The 19996-nt window shown below is 40.9% G+C and carries 23 protein-coding genes and 2 pseudogenes; 17 read left to right on the plus strand and 8 right to left on the minus strand.

Going from position 1 to position 19996, the window contains the following annotated elements:
* Positions 1–228 precede the first annotated feature (228 nt).
* The 5 genes and pseudogenes from DYI25_RS05080 (at position 229) to DYI25_RS22390 (ending at position 4078) form a co-directional block, all read left to right on the plus strand.
* The gene (locus tag DYI25_RS05080) at positions 229–1236 is read left to right on the plus strand and encodes a FecCD family ABC transporter permease (protein ID WP_213367352.1); all 1008 of its coding nucleotides are present in this window, start codon (positions 229–231) and stop codon (positions 1234–1236) included.
* Entirely contained in the window at positions 1233–2240 is a 1008-nt protein-coding gene (locus tag DYI25_RS05085) for a FecCD family ABC transporter permease (RefSeq protein WP_213367353.1), read from the plus strand. The genes DYI25_RS05080 and DYI25_RS05085 overlap by 4 nt, the downstream gene beginning before the upstream one ends.
* A 176-nt stretch (positions 2241–2416) precedes the next feature.
* Positions 2417–2630, plus strand: a pseudogene (locus DYI25_RS22385) (hypothetical protein); the annotation flags it as partial.
* Between the two features lie 199 nt (positions 2631–2829).
* Positions 2830–3246 (plus strand): hypothetical protein, encoded by a 417-nt coding sequence (locus tag DYI25_RS05090; protein ID WP_213367354.1) that lies wholly within the window; start codon positions 2830–2832, stop codon positions 3244–3246.
* A gap of 625 nt (positions 3247–3871) precedes the next feature.
* Positions 3872–4078: a hypothetical protein gene (locus DYI25_RS22390; protein WP_249745248.1), complete on the plus strand. Its 207-nt coding sequence runs from the start codon at positions 3872–3874 to the stop codon at positions 4076–4078.
* 208 nt (positions 4079–4286) lie between these two features.
* Here the strand turns inward: DYI25_RS22390 and DYI25_RS22715 are convergent, their stop codons facing one another.
* Both DYI25_RS22715 and DYI25_RS22555 read right to left on the minus strand, forming a co-directional pair.
* Positions 4287–4370 carry a CHRD domain-containing protein gene (locus DYI25_RS22715; RefSeq protein ID WP_342032507.1) on the minus strand — a complete coding sequence of 28 codons (84 nt, stop codon included), beginning with the start codon at positions 4368–4370 and terminating at the stop codon, positions 4287–4289.
* A gap of 127 nt (positions 4371–4497) precedes the next feature.
* Entirely contained in the window at positions 4498–4716 is a 219-nt protein-coding gene (locus DYI25_RS22555; protein ID WP_274609488.1) for a CHRD domain-containing protein, read from the minus strand.
* A 610-nt stretch (positions 4717–5326) separates the two neighbouring features.
* Here DYI25_RS22555 and DYI25_RS05105 point away from each other — a divergent pair.
* The 8 genes and pseudogenes from DYI25_RS05105 (at position 5327) to DYI25_RS05135 (ending at position 11463) form a co-directional block, all read left to right on the plus strand.
* The gene (locus DYI25_RS05105) at positions 5327–6346 is read left to right on the plus strand and encodes an STAS domain-containing protein (RefSeq protein ID WP_213367355.1); all 1020 of its coding nucleotides are present in this window, start codon (positions 5327–5329) and stop codon (positions 6344–6346) included.
* Between the two features lie 287 nt (positions 6347–6633).
* On the plus strand, positions 6634–6834 hold the full coding sequence (locus DYI25_RS05110; RefSeq protein ID WP_213367356.1) for a hypothetical protein: 201 nt from the start codon (positions 6634–6636) through the stop codon (positions 6832–6834).
* A 452-nt stretch (positions 6835–7286) separates the two neighbouring features.
* On the plus strand, positions 7287–8114 hold the full coding sequence (locus DYI25_RS05115) for an STAS domain-containing protein (protein WP_213367357.1): 828 nt from the start codon (positions 7287–7289) through the stop codon (positions 8112–8114).
* A gap of 74 nt (positions 8115–8188) precedes the next feature.
* Positions 8189–8950, plus strand: a complete 762-nt coding sequence (locus tag DYI25_RS05120) for a phosphatase PAP2 family protein (protein WP_249745249.1) — start codon at positions 8189–8191, stop codon at positions 8948–8950.
* A 372-nt stretch (positions 8951–9322) separates the two neighbouring features.
* Entirely contained in the window at positions 9323–9811 is a 489-nt protein-coding gene (locus tag DYI25_RS05125; protein ID WP_213367358.1) for a DUF2975 domain-containing protein, read from the plus strand.
* 10 nt (positions 9812–9821) lie between these two features.
* A pseudogene (locus DYI25_RS22395) lies at positions 9822–10037 on the plus strand (helix-turn-helix domain-containing protein).
* Positions 10038–10067: 30 nt separating this feature from the next.
* A complete protein-coding gene (locus tag DYI25_RS05130; RefSeq protein ID WP_213367359.1) occupies positions 10068–10886 on the plus strand; it encodes a DUF817 domain-containing protein in 819 nt (272 codons plus the stop codon).
* Between the two features lie 301 nt (positions 10887–11187).
* Positions 11188–11463, plus strand: coding sequence for a hypothetical protein (locus tag DYI25_RS05135; RefSeq protein ID WP_213367360.1), 276 nt, complete (start codon positions 11188–11190; stop codon positions 11461–11463).
* A gap of 257 nt (positions 11464–11720) precedes the next feature.
* On the opposite strand, the gene DYI25_RS05140 is transcribed toward DYI25_RS05135, so the two are convergent.
* Positions 11721–11843, minus strand: a complete 123-nt coding sequence (locus DYI25_RS05140) for a YjcZ family sporulation protein (protein ID WP_213367361.1) — start codon at positions 11841–11843, stop codon at positions 11721–11723.
* Between the two features lie 133 nt (positions 11844–11976).
* Between DYI25_RS05140 and DYI25_RS22560 the strand changes: the two genes are divergently transcribed.
* Entirely contained in the window at positions 11977–12108 is a 132-nt protein-coding gene (locus DYI25_RS22560; RefSeq protein WP_274609489.1) for a hypothetical protein, read from the plus strand.
* A gap of 332 nt (positions 12109–12440) precedes the next feature.
* Here the strand turns inward: DYI25_RS22560 and DYI25_RS05145 are convergent, their stop codons facing one another.
* Genes DYI25_RS05145 through DYI25_RS05160 form a run of 4 tightly spaced genes read right to left on the minus strand, consistent with a single transcriptional unit; the run spans position 12441 to position 17061 of the window.
* Positions 12441–12833, minus strand: coding sequence for a hypothetical protein (locus tag DYI25_RS05145; RefSeq protein ID WP_213367362.1), 393 nt, complete (start codon positions 12831–12833; stop codon positions 12441–12443).
* A gap of 4 nt (positions 12834–12837) precedes the next feature.
* On the minus strand, positions 12838–14232 hold the full coding sequence (locus DYI25_RS05150; protein ID WP_213367363.1) for a sensor histidine kinase: 1395 nt from the start codon (positions 14230–14232) through the stop codon (positions 12838–12840).
* Positions 14229–14900 (minus strand): response regulator transcription factor, encoded by a 672-nt coding sequence (locus tag DYI25_RS05155; protein ID WP_213367364.1) that lies wholly within the window; start codon positions 14898–14900, stop codon positions 14229–14231. The genes DYI25_RS05150 and DYI25_RS05155 overlap by 4 nt, the downstream gene beginning before the upstream one ends.
* Positions 14901–14946: 46 nt before the next feature.
* Positions 14947–17061: an MMPL family transporter gene (locus DYI25_RS05160; protein WP_213367365.1), complete on the minus strand. Its 2115-nt coding sequence runs from the start codon at positions 17059–17061 to the stop codon at positions 14947–14949.
* A gap of 223 nt (positions 17062–17284) precedes the next feature.
* Here DYI25_RS05160 and DYI25_RS05165 point away from each other — a divergent pair, with 223 nt between their 5' ends.
* Positions 17285–17731 (plus strand): DUF4275 family protein, encoded by a 447-nt coding sequence (locus tag DYI25_RS05165; protein WP_213367366.1) that lies wholly within the window; start codon positions 17285–17287, stop codon positions 17729–17731.
* A gap of 2 nt (positions 17732–17733) precedes the next feature.
* Entirely contained in the window at positions 17734–18171 is a 438-nt protein-coding gene (locus DYI25_RS05170) for a hypothetical protein (RefSeq protein WP_213367367.1), read from the plus strand.
* A gap of 150 nt (positions 18172–18321) precedes the next feature.
* Here DYI25_RS05170 and DYI25_RS05175 read toward each other — a convergent pair whose 3' ends face one another.
* Complete coding sequence (locus DYI25_RS05175) at positions 18322–18672, minus strand: DUF2200 domain-containing protein (protein ID WP_213367368.1); 351 nt, start codon at positions 18670–18672, stop codon at positions 18322–18324.
* A gap of 657 nt (positions 18673–19329) precedes the next feature.
* Between DYI25_RS05175 and trhA the strand changes: the two genes are divergently transcribed.
* Positions 19330–19968, plus strand: a complete 639-nt coding sequence (gene trhA / locus DYI25_RS05180) for a PAQR family membrane homeostasis protein TrhA (RefSeq protein ID WP_213367369.1) — start codon at positions 19330–19332, stop codon at positions 19966–19968.
* Positions 19969–19996: the final 28 nt, after the last annotated feature.

Consider the following 19996-nt stretch of genomic DNA (forward strand, 5'->3'; position numbering starts at 1 on the left):
CTCCAGCGCCTAGCCCCTCAAGTCGCTTGTCTAGCTGTGGCTCCTAACTCCTCGAGACGCTTCGGTCCTGCCAATGAAGTCAAAGACCGACTTCACTGGTCAGCCCTCCGAGGCACACGATGTGCTAGACCCGCCAGCCACAGGACGTGGCGTTATAGGCGGGCAGCGCGTGTCGGGGCTGAACGAGGCGCTTACGCTTTTTAATTCTATCAGAAAGATGAGATGCTTATGATCAACCAAAACAGCTCGCTCTCCATGCTTATTAAGTTCGCTGCCGGAATCATCGTATTGTTCGGCAGTTTCATGGCGGCAATGATCTTTGGAGCTGCAGATACGACCATAAAGGAAATCTGGCTTACACTTACTTCAACATCTAAAACAGATACAATTACCATGATCAGGGAAATCCGGCTTCCAAGGGAAGTTGCCGCTATTTTCGTCGGGGCTGCCCTTTCGGTAGCTGGTGCGATCATGCAGGGGTTGACGAGAAATCCGCTTGCTGACCCGGGACTGCTTGGGCTGACTGCCGGTGCCAATGCTGCACTGGCTTTGATTATGGCGCTTAGTCCTGCGGCCGGTTACCTTGTCATAACCATTGCTTGTTTTATCGGCGCTGGCGTCGGTGTAGTCCTTGTTTTTGGAATTGGTGCACTAAAGAAGGGTGGATTTTCGCCATTGCGAATCGTCCTGGCAGGAGCCGCTGTTTCGGCCTTTTTGTTTGCGGTAGCGGAAGGAATCGGTCTGTATTTTAAAATTTCAAAGGATGTCTCGATGTGGACAGCCGGGGGACTGATGGGGACTTCATGGACGCAGCTGAAAATCATTGTGCCATTCATCCTGGTGGGGATTTTAATTGCTTTTTACTTATCAAGGCAATTGACGATTTTGAGCTTGAGTGAAGAAGTAGCAGTAGGACTTGGCCAAAAGACGAACTTGATTAAATTAGTATTATTCATCGTTATTGTTTTACTGGCAGGCTCTTCTGTCGCACTAGTTGGGAACATGGCTTTTATCGGGCTGATGGTTCCGCATATCGTCAGGATGATCGTCGGTACTGATTATCGATTCGTCCTGCCGATGTCAGCCTTATTCGGTGCCTCGTTCATGCTGATCGCAGATACATTAGGGCGAACAATCAACGCTCCTTATGAAACGCCGATCTATGCAATCATTTCAATGCTCGGGCTGCCGTTCTTCCTGTTCATTGTCCGTAAAGGAGGGAAGAGCTTCACATGATTCATCCGTCCATCATTAAAAAACAAAGAATAATCGTTGCCACTTTATTCGTTTTAATTATATTCACCATTGCTGCCAGCCTAGGACTAGGCTATTCTTCCGTTTCGTATGACCGGATTTTGCCGACGATATTCGGCAATGGCACTTTTAAAGAAGAGTTTGTCTTGTTTGAGATCAGACTGCCGAGAATTATCGTGACGCTGCTGGCCGGTATGGCACTTGCGATGTCAGGGGCGATTTTGCAGGGATTGACCAGGAATGACTTGGCAGACCCAGGAATCATCGGGATTAACTCCGGAGCAGGCTTAGGAATTGCCGTGTTCTTTCTCTTCTTCCCAATAGATGCCGCTTCGTTTGCGTATATGCTGCCACTGGTCGCGTTCGCTAGTGCTCTGTTGACCGCGGTTCTTATTTATTTATTTTCTTACCAAAAGGGAATCGGACTACAGCCTGTCAGATTGATTCTTGTCGGGATCGGATTTTCGATGGCACTGTCCGGTGCAATGATTGTTATCATTTCCGCGGCAGAAAGGCAAAAAGTGGACTTCATCGCCCGCTGGCTTGCAGGAAATATTTGGGGAACAGACTGGCCGTTCATTACTGCACTTTTACCATGGCTCTTGATCCTGGTACCTTTTACGCTTTATAAGGCCAATCGTTTAAACCTTCTGAGCTTAAGCGACCCAGTCGCGATCGGTGTCGGAGTCTCGATTGAAAAAGAAAGAATTGTCCTGCTATTGACAGCTGTTGCATTAGCCGCGTCGGCTGTTTCGGTAACAGGCGGTATTGCCTTTATCGGATTAATGGCCCCGCATCTTGCAAAAGCACTGATAGGTCCGCGGAACCAGCTGTTTCTTCCAATCGCTGTTTTGATCGGCGGCTGGCTCTTGCTGTTCGCAGACACCATCGGCCGCAATCTCCTTGAACCAGAAGGAATCCCCGCAGGAATCATGACCGCGTTGATAGGTGCCCCGTACTTTGTGTATTTGCTTTTAAAAAAATAGGTGGCTGGGACTTGTGCTAAACCGTCCCGTTTTGGCGTGGAAACTAGACTTTTCACGCCATTGACGTCTATACGAAAGGGATTTAAGGGAAAATTGTGGTTTAAGCTTTTGACTATGTACCCTTAATTCTTCATAAATAGGTGAGTGGAACATGGAAAAGTAACGTTTTTGAACAGATGGCCAAAAGATATGATACAGATGAAAGAATGGAATTGGCTAAAGTGTTCTTTAAGGAAGTAAGATCAGAATTTCAAAATAGTGAATCAAATTCCTTAATAGACTATGGAAGTGGTACTGGTCTAATTAGTTTAGAAGTATCAGATTTAGTTGATTCGATCTTGCTAGTAGATTCATCAGAAACAAATGTTGGAGGCTGCAAAAGCTAAGATTTTTTAATAAAGGAATAGTATAAAGTACGGTGAATAACTGTCTGTTCAACTGATAAATGATGCGTTAATCCAGGTAGGATTAGGCGCCTTTTTTAATTCCTTATTGAGCAAGCGGAACAGGTTAGTTTGAGAAAAGTTCACATTTACAAGAAGGTATAGAGTAAGCGGAATGGTAAAATTAAGAAAAAACGGGTGGTAGTATGGATTATAAGTTCTTACCAACAAATAGATTAATTTGGTCCATTTCCTTTTTACTAATGATTATTCTACTTGCAGGTTGCAGCGATGAAAAACCATATGAAATCACTAAATCTGAAAGTAATGTAACCGAACTGGATGATCGACTACAATTAGAATTTGAATACGAAATCAGCAATCATAGTGATGAAGATTATTATTTTTCACTGGTTTTCCCATACTACATTCAAAGGTCGCTTATTACCGATTATGGAATAGTAAGGTTGCCCGCAAATACCTCGACTACTGGAGTAGCCGTTATAAGTGTTAAAAACTCAGGAGCGGAATTGACAGAAGAAACAGTTGAGTTAATAAAGAATGGAAAACTTCCTTTTGTAGAACAAATTTTAATTGGAAATACAATTAGTTTAAACCCTTAAATTTCTATGAAGCTAATAGAGAACAGGCAGAAGCCCAGATTGACGCAATTGCCATTGAGGTAGGGAAGTGGTTAGAGAAACACTCTAGCTTTTTTAATAAGATGGAGCGGTTATTCTTTAATTCCTGTGAGGGTTCTAACTCTTTTAGCCCAGGACCTTAAAAACTATATGAAATTAATAGGTCATAAAAAATTAGAGAATAAAACAGCGGAGATAATGGTGTTAAATCCGAAGAGCGTTTCAACTGGGTTAGTAGTTGGATTTGTACTCACAACATTAGTTTATTTTAGATTTATAAGCAAAATTAAAATGCAATTGACTTAGCTGATGATAATTCGACAGACACGTGTGATACTTCAAGAAGAAGATTGCTCCTTTTGTTGAAATAAAAAGCAGGTTTATGGAAGAAGGAATCCAAATAACCGACTCTAACGGATACTATTAACCATAGAAATTTAATATCAAGGGAGCTAAAAATGAAGTATTTTTGTGAACAGGAAGATTCCTACAAGTTAAAGGTCGAAGGTGATGTCGGAGCAGACCCTATATGGTGTAGTCATTGCGGCTGTAATTTTGATTTAGATGATATACCGATCTCAAAAAATTTAAAAAGAGAATTGAGCGATTGGGCAAAAAATACGGTGAATGGATTAAATGGGATTTAGATCAAATAACTGAAAATGGTGTTGTAATAGAAGAAGAACATAATAGACAAGGTGCTTATTTAACTGAAAAAGTTAGGTTAGAGCTTAGCGATAAATATAGAATAAAGTTTTCACCTTCGACAATGGGAAGAAGTTATGCAAATTATAAACGCTTTGATAGCAATTAAGGTGCGGCCTGTGTGGGTAACACTCTTTTTTCTTAATGAGGGAGATAGTAAAGGAAGGTAATTTGATGAGGTACAATAATAAATCTCATTATATATAAGTTTGTGCTATGGGTTTCTCGATTTGTAATAAATAAAAAATGATGACTAAAAAAATTCTTTATTTGAATCCTTTTGAGTCATCATTTACTTCTACTAACAGTGTGGAAAGTTAAATTGGTACAATTTGACCTCTAATCTCACCTGCTGGATTTTGTTCAGTATGTGCATTAACATAAGTTAATTCTTTTTCCATGAATTTTATTAAATCTTCTACAGTTTCTATACCTACGTCATTTTTTACTATATCGTCATCCGTAATAATTCCTGTAACAGCACCTCTTCTTGTCGTAATACCATTTTGTTCCTCAAGGGTTTCTAAGTCAGCACCAAAAAAGAAATACTATTACCGGTCCATTAACACCACGTTTACCAAAGTGGATATGTGCTTGAACAAAGTTTTTAATGTCTTCAACTTCTAGTGCAAACTTTATCTTAGTTCTATTTCTATTAGCTACAAATTTTGCAAACCCAAAAGCATTAGTTTTTACAGGAGGGACTTCATTTTTACCTTTTAATCTTGCTTTAAAGAATTTCAGCATGTCAATCACCGCTCTTTCATGTATTTAATACAGTTTATGAAAGGTGATTTTGATTTGTATAGGTTCGGTAACTATAAAACAAGTATGGATAGCAGAAAGAAGAGTAAGGAGTGAAATCTGACAGAAACAAAACTTAGGGTAATGCTGTGCCTTAAAAAGGTAGTGAGACCAAATATCTGGCGCAAGATCATGTGCCCAAAACAAGGAAAGAAGGACTTATTAGCAATCCGCCGAATACAAAAAGGGAAAATTAGTGTATCAGGTAGGGATAACATCTCGGACAAAAAGCCTATCAATGACACAATAGAACATATGAGTAAGATTGAAGGGTACCTGACTGATGCAGAACTGAATAAATTACCGGTACCTTTAAGATATTTTGGCCACTTATATTTGGTTACTTTTCTCTATCGATACTATTTATCATAATCGCCAAATTGTTTACCTAATCGTTGGTTTCCATTGCAGGCAGCATAAGAAATTTTGGTTTATTGGGCTTTTTATGGAGGACTGGTACTATTCTCACAGCTAGGACAGAACCAGTAAATTGGAATATTGCATTCGTTTCAGATAAGATTGAACTAAGTCATATACTTAGGGGAGAATGGGAATGGCCAATTCTAACTATCAGGTTAAAGTTGATAAAAATGAGTTTGTTTGGAATAGCCAGGAAGGAGAACTGACTTTTGATGGAGCTCCTGCACTGCTTTTTTGGGATTCAGCGATCGAGCTGTTTTTAAAAACGATTGAAGAAATTTCCGGAAGCGATGTCTCAAAGACAGTCTATGAAGTGACCGGATTTCGGATGGGACATCTTGTAAGCTCTTATTATGAAGGCAGAAGCGATGTGGTTCAGCTTTTGAGTGAATATAGTGATATCTACAAGAAGGCCGGCTGGGGAGTTTTTGAGATTCATGAGTACTCTTTTGAAGAGAAAAGGGCTGTCGTGAGAATCCGAAACAGCTGGGAACACCGTATTTTCAAGCTTGCTGATAAGAATGAAGCAGGGGTGCTGCTGCCGAGCCATTGGGCAGGGATTTTTAGTGGTCTATTCAAACAGGATATGTGGTATAAGATGGTGAAGAGCCAGCTTGAAGGACATGATTACGATGAAATTGAAATTTTCCCATCGACTATGACAATCTCTCACAATATTCATGAACTAGCTAGAAAGAAAGAACAAGAAAGTATCCTGGAATTGGAAAAGAAGGTGAAGGAACGGACGGAAGAGCTCAATTCTTTGGTTCAGGAGCTATCCTCACCAGTTATCCCAGTTCTTAATGGCATACTCGTTATCCCCTTGATTGGAGCATACAACGATGAACGGATTAGCAACTTGATGGAAAAAGCCTTGGTTGAACTCACCAGGCGCAAGGCTAAATACCTATTAATCGATTTAACAGGAATCAAGCATGTCGATTCATACACCATCCATGGCATTCAAAAATTGATCCAATCCATCCGTCTGATTGGAGGACAATGCTTTATTGTCGGCGTGTCAGCTGAACTGAGCATTCAAATCCTTAATTCAAATGTGAACCTTAAAGGAATCCAATCGTTCTCAAGCCTGCAGCAAGGCGTGGAATTCGCCATCCAGCAGAATGGGTATGAATTGGTTAAAAAGAAATAATTATAAGGCTAAACCGGGAATTCCAGGTCCAGCCTATTTCTTGTTAGTTTTCTGCAACATCTGCAAAGTATAACGATTTTCTTTGATTCGATGCCATTTTTAGAAACGTAACATGGTAGTAGAGTAGAAGTATTTCGAACAACTTTCTGATCTTGTTTCTCACTACTTCTCTCATTATGTAATAACAGCCAATGAAATGTACCATTCTTGACAAAGTTTTTACCACTGAATGACATAAAATGTACTAATGAATGACAGAAAAAATATAACATAACTGGAGGTTAAAAATGGTCATACAATCTAATATGTCTCCTAAAGCAATTGTTGAAGTGTGGGAGATTACAGCACCTATTTTGGCAGAATTTAATGTACCCTTAACTAATAAGTCATTAGAAAGCATTGTTGAATCTGAGATTCTTCCTAAACTTCTTAATAAATTAAATGCTGCTGTCGAAAGTTCAACGGCTACTTGTGTAGAAGGTGGTTGACAAATCCCATCCTCAAGGGAGTAGGTTACTCCATTTAATAAGATTACTGCGAAGTCAATATTCCATAATGGGGCACGTTTGTGGAAGATCAGTAGCCAAACTTCTCACTAAAAACACGGGGGATGAGGCTTTTTACCTTTCCAAATCCTTAACCTTTTAAATCTGCACTTTCCTGACTTTACCGATCGGTAAAGTAAGTGGGTATAAATGGTAAATGCAATAGAAAATAACTAGTGGAAAATAGGAGCAAAGGGACTTATCCTTTGCTTTTTTTTTTTGCCGGGAGAATGCTGAAGAAGAGACCGTTCTCTTTCAAGGAAGCATTGGGGTGATGATACTCCTACTGAAATTTTGTTTAGAAGTATAATGAATGTCCCTATTTCTCCTTTTAACAGTGAAACATGGTATAATACTAAAAAGAAAAAAGGGGACCATTTATAGGAGTTGAAAAGTTGAATCCAATTGATAGATTTTCTAAATACCTGATCGAGCATTCAGAAACAATCAGCAGAGAAATTATTGATTATAATTTGAAAAAACTCGATATAGAATTGCCTGCTGAAATCATTTCAGATTCCATCAAGACAAACACGGAATTCCTAAAATTCGTTGGTGAGACACTTAATCTTTCAAAAGAGACGGTGACGGAGAAGTTTATTAAGTGGCATGAACAAAAGCAGCTGAAACAAAAGCAATTTAAATACGCAACTGAAGAACTTGAGAGCATCATGAAGCCATATGCGGAAACTCGCCTGCAGCTTATCGAAATGCTGACGAAGGTATCGATTGGCGAGGGCCTTTCCACGGAAGAAGTAGTATTTTTCAATAACCGGATTAGCTACTTGCTGGATTTGAGCATCACCCAAACGGTTATCGAGCGCGAAAAACAATCGAATGAGCTGAACAAAAAGAACGAAAAAATCATCACCGAGTTATCCTCGCCAATCGTACCAATTGAAAAAGACATGGCCATTCTTCCGCTGGTCGGCGAATTCGATTTCGAACGCAGCGACCATATCATGACCCATGTCATTCCGAAAATCAGTGAGCTGAGAATTAGGACACTGATCATCGATTTTTCTGGAATTGCGACAATCGATGGGGAGATTGCGGCGCGGATCTTCAATATCCATAAAGTATTGAACCTCATCGGAATTGAGACGTTGCTGACAGGAATAAGAGCAGATCTTGCGATTGATGTCATCAATACAGGAATCGATTTTTCAAAATTGAACACATTTGGAACCGTGCAACAGGCAATTTTGGCCTACGGGAAATAGCATTGGAAGAGAGAACGGCAGTTGATCACTGCCGTTTTTTTGTTTGCGGCATTTTCAAAAGGGGAAATTCTATAATGAAGATTGGAGAAGGGAGGAACAAAGGTTACATGATAGAAAACAACATAAAGGCAAAAAACGTAATCCTTCCAATCCTTTTGGTTGCAATGGGCTTAGGAACATCAATTGCCTTTCTATACTTATTCACAGAGCTGGCTGAAGAAATGCTGGAATCCGAGGTTAAGAGTTTTGATGGCAGCATCATTCAATTCTTCTATCAAATTAATACAGACACATTGGATGTAATCCTGTTCTTTTTCACCGAATTGGGTTCCCTATGGTTCCTGACCATTTTTTCACTCATCATCATTTCCATACTTTGGTTTAAAAAGAAAGATAAATGGAGCATCCTCTTTTTCATCATTGGTATCGGGGGAGGAGGTCTCCTGACAAAGCTTTTGAAATACTACTATGGAAGGGAACGGCCTTCAATTGATGAAACAATCGATGCGATCGGCTACAGCTTTCCAAGCGGCCACTCGATGGGTTCCCTGATTTTTTACGGGTTCCTGAGTTATTTCTTATTTCGTTCTAGCATCAGAAAGAAATTGAAATGGGCCGCTCTGTTTATATGTGGTGTGTTGATCTTTTTCATTGGAATCAGCAGGATCTATCTTGGAGCACATTATCCGAGTGACGTTATCGCCGGTTATCTGGCAGGAAGCATCTGGCTCATCCTCTGTATCCTTGCATTAGAATACGTGAAGTGGAGAAGCGCCTCATCAATAAAGCCCATCAAAGCATTCAAAGACTTTATCGCGCACCAAATGAAAGGGTAAGAGAAGAAATGGGCGCGTACCCGGCTAAGTCCCTTTGCTTTTTCAGCATTTCATGATCGTCCTCCGGATTGCTATATTTCAAACTTTACTTCAACAGCATTTGTTTTCAGCTTTATAACTTGGCCTATTAATTGCGCCTTTAGTTTTATCATAGAAGCCAATTCATTAAAAAATGAGCCAGTCCCAATACACGGGGCTGGCCATTTTCTTTACTCTGAGTAGTTATCTTATTATAAAAATCATTCCTGTAATTAGTAATAATTTTATTATTGCCTATAAATAAATAAACATTAATATTTAATAAAAATTTATTGATAATCGATAAATCATGTGATAAATTCAAATTAACAAAAAATGACTGAGGTGCTGTTAATGAAACGTGTGTCTACGCTCTCTTTAAAGATAGCCGTTATCCTTATTGGGATACTGAGTATGGTTTTGTGTATATTATGGTTGCCTGAGATAGCTGCAAGAGATGCAGCAATGCATCCAGAGACGGCCTACTTACAATACCCCTTTTTAATAGGTGCATATATCACTGTAATACCGTTTTTCGTTGCCTTGTTCCAGGCTTTAAAACTTTTAAACTATATTGACCAGAACAACGCTTTCTCGGAATTATCTGTTTTAGCTTTGAAGTATATAAAATACTGTGCCATCACCATCAGTACCCTGGCTGTTGCAGAAATAATATCTGGTATTATATTGTTCGCAGGTGAAGGCGAAGACATAACGGGTTTTATCAGCTTGGGATTCATGTTCACTTTTGCTTCAATGGTGATAGGAGTCTTTGCTGCTGTTCTTCAAAAACTTTTAAAAGATGCCATTGATATAAAAGCAGAAAATGATTTAACGGTCTGAGGTGAATGACATGGCAATGATCTTCAATGTGTGACTTTGAGCTAGCGAAAAGGAAAATGAGTGTCACTGAGCTCTCTGAAAGGGTTGGGGTAACAAGGGTTGATTTTTCAATATTTATAATTGGAAAGGATTCGATTATCCAACTTTAGATGAGAGTTCTAATACTTTAGAATGTCAGCCCAGAGATATTTTAGAATTTCGTAGTTATGAAGATGCTCAAGATTAATAAAGCAGGAGTATTTGGAGGCGCAAAATTATGGGACCATTAAAACAACTCGTTCATTTTGGTTGGGAGCAGGCTCTATCTTGTTTATTTCCTGTCGTTATATTTGCCTCTTTAGCTGTTACACAAATCATACCAGCTCCTATTCTGCCTCGGTATGACTGGCTGCTTATGATCTGCCTTTTTATGCAATGGTGGATGGTACGTTTGGGGTTTGAAACGAGGGATGAACTTAAGGTAATAACATTGTTCCATGTTATTGGACTTGCGCTAGAAATTTTCAAGGTGCATATGGGCTCCTGGTCCTACCCGGAGGAGGGATATTTTAAAATTTTTGGAGTGCCTTTGTATAGCGGATTCATGTATGCAAGTGTAGCCAGTTATCTTTGCCAGGCGTGGAGGAGGTTGAAGGTTGGACTAGTTAAGTTTCCACCATTTTCGGTAGTTGTACCTCTCGCTGCAGCAATATATTTGAATTTTTTTACCCACCATTTTTGGATTGACATTCGTTGGTGGTTATCAGGACTTGTAATTATCGTCTTCTGGCAATCCTGGGTTACATACGAGATTAATGAAACTAGATACCGAATGCCACTCTCACTATCATTTGTGCTCATTGGATTTTTTATATGGATAGCTGAAAATATCGCAACTTACTTTGGAGCCTGGAAATATCCAAACCAAACCGATGCATGGAGCCTCGTTCATCCAGGAAAGGTGAGTTCATGGCTCTTACTAGTGATTGTCAGCTTTCTTATAGTAGCGACGTTAAAGAAGGTTAAGGGAAAAGGTTCAATTATAGATGAATCTTTGTCCCACTCAAAACCGACCGGATTGAGTACAAAATTATAGGGGGGAAGAGCTTGGGAATCGATTTGAACTAAGCTTGAGAGAGATAAATGAAAGACCAGCCCCAGAAGCGAGGGGACGTACCCTTTGATTCTTTTTTTTGGGGGTAAAACTGAAATGATGACTATTATTTCGGGGATCATTGGAATTAGTGTAAAACCTCCTAGTATTGTGTTTGGAAGCATAAGATCCATCCCTATGCTTTGGGTTAAAGAGGCTTGCAACCTATGAAAGTTTATATTTCTTCAAAAGGGGAAAGAAAGAAAGGAAGGAACATACATCATAGAATAGGAGATGATAGAAGATGAAACTCAAAAATTTACTTTTGTCTATCCCACTCGGTGCAGGAATCATTTTGGCCGGTTGTTCAGCTGATGAAGAGCCGCCACCGGAAGATGAAAATAACATGGAAAACATGGAAGAGCAGGAAGATAACCAAGAACCAGATATAACTGAAGAGCCTAGTGAAGAAAAACCTGATGAAGAAGAACCAGATTTAGATGAAGAGCCTAGTGAAGAAGAATCTGGTGAAGATGAACTTGACTTAGATGGAGACTCTAGTGAAGAAAATAACAACTAATAGTGCGGAAAACGCCTGTAGATTATACAGGCGTTTTTTAGTGTTATTAATGCTCTTTGACCTTTCAAATGACACAAAAAACAAGCAGATTAACTAAACTATTCTGCTTGTTTTTTCTGCCTATTCCATCCATCATTTAGAGTGAATTTTTAAGCTTGCTGCTCCTTAAAATAAACAGCCAGCATTGCAAAAATATTCATCGCCGAAACCAGGTAAACAATAACGTCTGGTGTCATTTAGTAATTTTAATGATGATTTTAGTAGCCACCGTAACCACCGCCGTAGCCTCCTCCAATATATGAAGCTCCAATGATGATCAGGAGGATGAACAATACAACAACCAACGCGAAACCGCCGCCATAACCTGCTCCGTCTGACATTCAATAACCCCCCTTCAATTCCATAATATTAATGTATGCTTGAAACGATATTGTGGAAGGGCATGCATTGAGGTGAATAATTTTTTTCGGACTTGTTCATTCAAATAAACACGTGGCTGAGCAGTTCATTGCCTTGCTGAACTTGTTCGGAAGCGAGACAGTGCTAAAAGGAATACGGGCAGATCATGCAATTGATGCCAGCGATACAGGAATCGATTTTTCGAAGATTGGAGAGGGAGGGCACGAAGGGTACATGACTGCTTAATACTAAAGAAAGAGCAAAGGGTCCTTCCCTTGCTTCGGACGGGACGGACCTTTGCATCGCTGATGGTTACTTCTGAAGCAATGAATATGATGATCAGTTTTGCAACCTTAAACATTGCAGTAGTCGCGATAGGTATTTCTGCAAACAAAAAGAAATGACCTACCCTGCATCGCCCAATGTTTGAGTAGATCATTTCTTATTCATTCAAATGGCCGCTGTACTTCAAGCAGCTTGCTGTAAATATATGGACTTTACATTTGTATTATAAACATTTTTAAACCGAAAAGTAAATATTATAATCTTTGTAATACAGCCGCGGTTATTCGCTAAGGTTAACTACTTCTTTCTATAAAGAAGGTAACGACAAGGAATAGGATAAAGGCAAACAACAGCAATGATCCGCCAACGATAAACAGTACCGTCACCAAGGTTTCGTCCATGTTAAATGGGTTAAGGTTATATAACCACATCCCGATGGTGAGTCCCAGTGCGCCTGCCATGCCGGTGATGCTGTGAATGGCTACTAGTTTCTTATATCTGATTTCATAGTTTTTGTAAAAGATTCCCCAGGCAAATACGGATAACCAGCCGACTAAAAGGATATGGGCGTGGATTGGGCGCAGAGCATAATCCATTTGGCCGGCCATTTGCGAGCCCATAAAAGTGCCTATAAGTCCAAAAATAGCTGAAAATCTGATTAGCCTAATACTCCAAGTTTGTTCCATTTCTTTATTCCTCCAGTTGTTTTTCTATAGGGAGCTTTAAAGTAAAAGTCGTCCCTGATTGAATCTCGCTCTCCACTTCAATGTTTCCGTTGTGCAGTTCAATAATATGTTTGACAATCGACAGGCCCAGGCCGGTTCCATCCTTCTTGCGTGCAGCATCGACCCGGTAGAAACGTTCGAAAACCTTTGAGGCTTGCTTCTCGTTCATTCCGATTCCGGTATCCTTGAAGGTGATAATTGTGTATTGTTCAGAAAGGTTAATCTGGATATAAATGCTGCCGCCGGTTTGATTATATTTAATCGCGTTCGTCAGCAGGTTGTCCCAGACTGTCATCAAAAGCTCAGGATCAGCGAGAATCGGGGCAGGGGGGAGATGGTACGAAATTTCAATCTCCTTTTCCTCGAGGCGCCATTGATGCCTTCTTACCGTTTCTTTGATTTGTGTGTCAATCCTTGTGACCGAGAGCTTCATCGGGTAGGATTTCTGATCCAGGGAGGTAAGAAGCAGCAATTGCTTCGTCAAGTTGGACAGCCTCTTGGATTCCTGGTCAATGATCTCAACATACTCCTGATGCTCTTCGTCGAGCTCCTGTGTTTTCAATAGTTCTGCGTATCCCTGAATATTCATCAATGGTGATTGAAAGTCATGGGATACATTATTGATGAAGGATTTCCTGGCTTCATCATTATGCTGCAATTGAGTCTGCATGATGCTGAAGCTTTCGGCAAGCTGGCCGATTTCATCCTTCCGATGGATGTTCAAAGGGAAGTTGAAATTTTCACGTGTGATTTCCCTTGTCGCTTCTGTCAGCTTTGTAATTGGCTGGATCAGGTGTTTGGCGAACCAGATGACGCCGCTGATACTGACAATTGAGATGGCCACAAAGAACCAGGCGAAAATGACATGGACATCAGAAAATAGCATTTTGTTATTGGGGCGAAGGTATAGGCCATAATCCTGATCGTCAATTGTAAAAGGAACCCCAACTGTATTATCAAGCTCATTCGAAAAATGGCTCATCATCATCCATGGAGAATGAGAATTATCCATTCCATGATAGACCTCTTTACCATCAATAACTTTCATTGCCTCATCGGGTAGATTCTTTTTCGAAAAATCTTCGCCAAAAAAGAATTCCTCTCCATTTTCACTTAAAACATAGATTTGATAACCTACTTTACTTATCGAGTCAAGATAGGCTTTGAAGCTTAAATGGGTGGTAGAATGCATTTGCTCAAGACTCGAGGCTACCTCTTCGGCAATTTTTACATTCTGTTGATCGATCCTTTCTCTTGTAGAAGTCATATAGACCCAGTTTGCAAGAACGAAGGCAATCATAATGCTGATTCCGAGGATGAGAAGTGTTGCGTTGATGAATTTCCTGTACAATGTCTTCATTTCAAATCCTCAAGTCTGTAACCAATTCCGCGGATGGTCTGGATTTCCACTGAGGCTTGATGCTTCCTCAGGCGTTCCCGGATCCTGTTAATGTGAGTGTTGAGCGTTTGTTCGCTACCCTCATAGTCGGCTCCCCAGGCCTGTTCAATCAAGATCGCGCGGGGAGTGGTTTTATTCAACCGTGATGCCAGAATGGTAAGAAGCTCAAATTCCTTCAGCGGGAAGAGAATCGTCTCTTGATTGATCTCCACTTCAAAGCTGTTCCGGTCAATCTTCATGTTCCCGGCAGAGATGATAGAATCAATAGCACGCTGCATTCTTCTCAATACAACAGCAACCCTGAATAAGAGCTCCTTTACTTCGAAAGGCTTCACAATATAGTCTTCGGAACCTGACAGGAAGCCTTCTTCCTTATCGCTCAGCTGGCCTTTTGCGGTGAGGAGGATCACGGGAATCTCCCAATCATCAGTCAGGATTTTAGTCAGCTCGAAGCCATTCATTCCAGGCATCATCACATCGACAATCGCCAGGTCGACATTTTGTTTTTCGAGCAAGGATAAAGCCTCCTCGGCATCATCAGCTTTGAATACCTGATATCCTTCCTGGGTTAGATGGATGGTCACCAGTCTTTGAATATTTACATCATCATCAACTACCAAGATTCTCATTGTTTATGCCTCCTTTTAAGGAAGGGGAGAGGAGGCCTCTCCTTCCTTATTGCATACTGGTTTGTTTATCTTTTTCAAAGAAAAGGATTAGTGCCGGTAAAAGCATGCCGCGGACGAGGAAGGTGTCAATCAGGATGCCGACAGCTACCATGAATCCGAAGATGAACAGGTCGGCGATTGGCATCGTTGTCAGTGCAGCGAATGTTGCTGCCAAAATGACGCCTGCGGACGAAATCACTCCACCCGTGTTGCGGATCGCAATTTCCAGGGCATCCTTCACTTTATGGTTCTTTCTTTCCTCGATAAATCGGGAAGCCAGAATAATATTATAATCGATTCCCAGGGCGACAAGGAATATAAAAGCATATACCGGTACACGGGTACTGATGGCTTCAAAGCCGAACAGCACGTCAATCAGGAATACTCCCAGCCCAAGCGCAGATACATACGAAAGCAAAATTGTTGCCATCATATAAATGGACATTTTCAAGCTGCGCGTCAAGACAACGAGCAATCCAAGAATCAGCGCTGTTTCCAGCAAAACGATTTTGATGATGTCGCTATTATTGACTTCGCGCTCATCCACCAGCTTCGGAGTAATGCCGCTGAAATAAGAATCAGCCTTCATCCCCAGATCATCAAGCGTTTCAGGAGTCTCATCCCGCAACTTTTCCATATAATCCATCGCTTCAACAGAGTAGGGATTCATTGCAAGAGCAATGCTGAATTTTGCCGCCTGGCCATCTTCGGTTAATCCCGCCGGACGGATCGAAGCGATTTCTTTTTCTTCGTTCAGCCTTTCCGTAATTTCCATTATATTTTCTTCCGTTAACTGATTGTCGCTTTCAATTAACAGTGTGGTAGGGGCAAGTTCACCCTTATCATATCTCTGTTCCACTATTTCATAGCCCACTCGTGAAGGCAAATCTTCCGGGAAGCTTTTCACCATGTCGAATTCATACTGAAGATTGAAGATGTTCAACGCGGATAGCACCAGCATGACAGCGACCACTCCACCGGAAAGGGCAGGCTTGTTGACAACGAATTTTGCAATTGGTCCCCAGACGCCATGCTTAACTTCGGTTTCAACACCATACTTAGGCACCTTCGGCCAGAACGCCTTGCGTCCGAATAAGGTGAATAATGCAGGCACCAGGGTCACGGATGCAAGCATAATGAAGAACATTGCCGTTCCGAAAATCGGAGCAAAGTTCTGATAATCGCGGAAATCAGCGAATAGAAGCACAAGCATCGCAGCCAGCACGGTTCCTCCGGCAAAAAAGACAGGCTCACCTGTCGCACGCATCGCATGCTTCATTGCATCGAATTTATTTTCGTAATGGTTCAGCTCCTCGCGGAAACGGGAGAAGACAAACAGTGAATAGTCAATGACGGCCGCAAACAAAAGAATGCCCATGATCGAAGTAGTCTGATTGTTGATCTCCAGTCCGCCAGCTCCCAAAAATGCAACACTCTGGTTCACAACCTGGTAGACGATACCCGTTGCAACAAGAGGAATGATGGCAAGCAGCGGCGAACGATAGATGACAATCAGCAGGACAAGGATAATTCCGACCGTTGCCAATAATAGAACGAAATCCGCCCGCTCAAAAAGCTTGATGGTATCACCGGAAATCCCCGCAGGACCCGTGATATAAAAGGATGTACTCTCAAGCTTGTCAGCAATGCCTGTGCCAATTTCCGTTGCCCGGTCATTGATTTCAGCATACTCATCATTCCCGAGTCCATGTTCAAGTTCCATTGGGACAATCATCGTTGATTGATCCTCGGATATAAAGCCACTCAGCGCTTGTGGCGGAAGGGAACGAGTATCTACGATATTTCTTATTCCTTCAATATTCTCTAAAATGATTCCATCAAGGATTTGATTCACTTCGTCTAGATTAATGTCGCCATTCTCGTTATGGAAAACGAGAATACCGGGAGTACCCTGTTCATTCGGGAAAAATTTCTCCGTTTTATTTTGCGCGATGATGGACTTTGCCTCATCAGGCAGCGATTGAAAATTGTTTATTTTGTAATCGCCGAGCTGCGGACCTGCGCTCAAACCAAGCATCAGCACCAGCCAGGCGATAATCGTGATCCACATACCGCGTTTCGTTGAAACCCAGTCTGTGATGAAAAAAAGCATTTTCTTCATTAATATTGCCTCCTATGTTCGTTACTAAAATCTAATCGTTATCTTCAGCACTCTTTCCGAGGACATCATGCAACTTAGTACAAAATTTAGAATGAGCCCTGAACAATGAACATCATATACTATGAAAATAAACACAACCTCAACTTTCAGTTACAAATCGCAAGAGGAATTTAACAAGCAAACAGAGAATGGTTAGTAAGGCATGTAAAACAGGAGGCAGTGCATGGATTTCTTCGATAAATTAGAAAGCAAAAAAATACAAGTCAGCAAGACTGAAGACTTCGGTCATGATTTAAGACAACAGTGGGAGGCTGCCTTTGCGTCACATTTAAGTGTTAAGGAAAAAAGGCAGATATTTCTTCATGATAAAGGCGGAGCAAGCGGCTTTCTTTGGCATGTATTCAGTTATGAAAAAAGAAAATGTGAGAAGGAAGAACAAGCGGAGGTGGCATTCGACAAACAGTACAAAGATACTTGCATAATTTTCTTCCAGCATTCTGATGAGGTATGGCTCGTAGAGGATGCAACGGAATTGAAAGCTCGAGACCTATTGATGACTGATGGTGAGTATGCGGATCTATATGTTGTCGATTGTGACTATAAATGGACATTTGTCGTCACCCATGAGCAAGGATGGATTGGTCCGTTTTTTTGCAGGAAGGGGGAATAGGTATGTTCATAAGAAAACTAGTCTCCGCATTAGGCGCAACAATGATGATGGTGATGTTGTTCTCGATTCTGGATCAATCGGGGTTAGGGTTATTTTTAGGAATGTATATCCTGCCGATTATCCTAATCTATGGAATTCCATCTTCGATTTTATCTGATGTTCTCACGCGTAGGACAAGGGGGGTAACAAGAATGGCAGCTGCAGGATTCCTACATGTGTTCCTCGGAGCGTTATTTGTTGCAGTACCAACTTTCATATTTGATACGGAACAGGGTAACTGGCTCACGAATGTAAGGAATAATGGCTTCTTCTTTTTCAGTGCTGCTGTTTCTGCTGGCATCTTCTGGTGCTTTGATGAAGGGTTGAAAAGTAAGTGGTTTACAGGCTTAAGACGAAAATGTCTTGCTTGTTTTAAAAGGATTGGGGATATGAGAATCTAGCCAGAAGCAGGGATCACAGCCTCTGCTTCTTCTTGCGTCGGATGAGCATTAATTATATACATAGATCACAAAAATATTTATCTAGTTCGGTGAAATAACCAAAAACACCGACCCTTATCATAGAGTCAGTGTGTCTGGATTTTCATTGGATTATTTCCGCAAAATCTTTTCCATCGCCTTTCCCCTCGCCAACTCATCAATCAGCTTGTCCAAGTAGCGAATTTCCTTCATAGTTGGTTCTTCAATGTCTTCCACTCGGATACCGCAGATTACACCTTTGATCAAAGCCCTCGAAGGATTCAGTTGGGGAGCTTCCGCAAAGAAAGTCTCAAAGTCTGTCTTTTTTTCCAGATGTGCTTCTAACTCTTCCTGGCTATAACCTGTCAACCAGCGGATAATTTCATCGACTTCTGTTTTCGTACGTCCTTTTTTCTCGGCCTTCGTCACATAATGTGGATAGACACTTGCGAAACTCATTGTATAGATTTTATGTTTGCCCAAGATACATCGTCCCTTATATGGTTTTCTTCATTATAGTACGAAAGAGAGACCGGTTCAAACTAGATAACTGTCTAGGAATAACAGCTTTAGGGCTGAATTTTATTAGAAAAATCAAAGGATATTGACCAAAAGGGAAAGAATAATATAAGCATGTAACATAGTAAAACGGAAGAAAAGGAGTGTGGTTTATGGCTGAAACAAGGCTTACCAACAATGGGAAAAAATATTCTAAATCCTTTTCCAGAGAAGTCACTTTCTTGCGTTTGCTCCGCTTTGGATTCTTACTATCCCTTTCCTTAATAGTAGTGTACATCTATTATCTTCATCTTATAGGCAACCTTCAACAAACGCTTCTAGATATCTGGACTACCCATCAGAAGGTCATTATATCCCTTTCGATTCTCATTACATATTCAACGATTATTTTTCAATTGGGTGTTTGGAGAGGGAGGAAAAGGTAGAGCAAAATAGGTTATTAATGAATGGAAGCAGGCTATAATATAATCTGCTTTATTTTTTTTGGATGAGCTGTCCAAATGGAGGTGGCACCAAATCCTTACACCTTTTATAGACATAAATGTTATACTCAAATCCTAATATAATAGAAGAAAATGATCGGTCAGAACGTTTGTCATATAGAGCAAAGGAGTCAACAGTATGGCCAATGTACATATATTTACGAAGAGAGAGGAAATCGCAAACGCAATTATCCATGGAATCGGGGGATTATTAAGCATCGCTGCCCTCGTCATCCTGATTGTATTTGCTTCACTGTACGGAACAGCGTGGCATGTCGTGAGTTTCACCTTATTCGGGGCTACCATGGTCCTGTTATATACATCATCAACCCTAGTCCACAGCTTTCCACCCGGAAAAGCAAAGGATGTTTTTGAAATTATGGATCACTCATCCATCTACTTCTTCATAGCCGGCACCTATACACCATTCCTATTCATCGCCGTAAAAGGTGCACTAGGATGGACACTGTTCGGAATCGTGTGGGGACTTTCCATCGCAGGAACGGTATTCAAATCCTTGTTCGTCAAACGTTTCTTGAACACATCTACAATGTTATATGTCGTAATGGGCTGGCTCATCGTATTTGCCTGGGGACCACTGACACAGAATGTATCCTCACAAGGACTGCTATTCCTTGTGATCGGAGGAGTCTTGTATACAGTAGGAGCCATTTTTTATGTATGGCGTGGCTTTCACTATCACCATGCCATATGGCACTTATTTGTCATCGCTGCATCGATTATGCACTTTTTTGCGGTATTGACATTGTTGCCTTAAAACTAGATAAATTTCGATTAAGTTCGGA

The sequence above is a fragment of the Mesobacillus boroniphilus genome (genome assembly GCF_018424685.1).
In the GTDB taxonomy this organism is placed as follows: domain Bacteria; phylum Bacillota; class Bacilli; order Bacillales; family Cytobacillaceae; genus Mesobacillus; species Mesobacillus boroniphilus_A.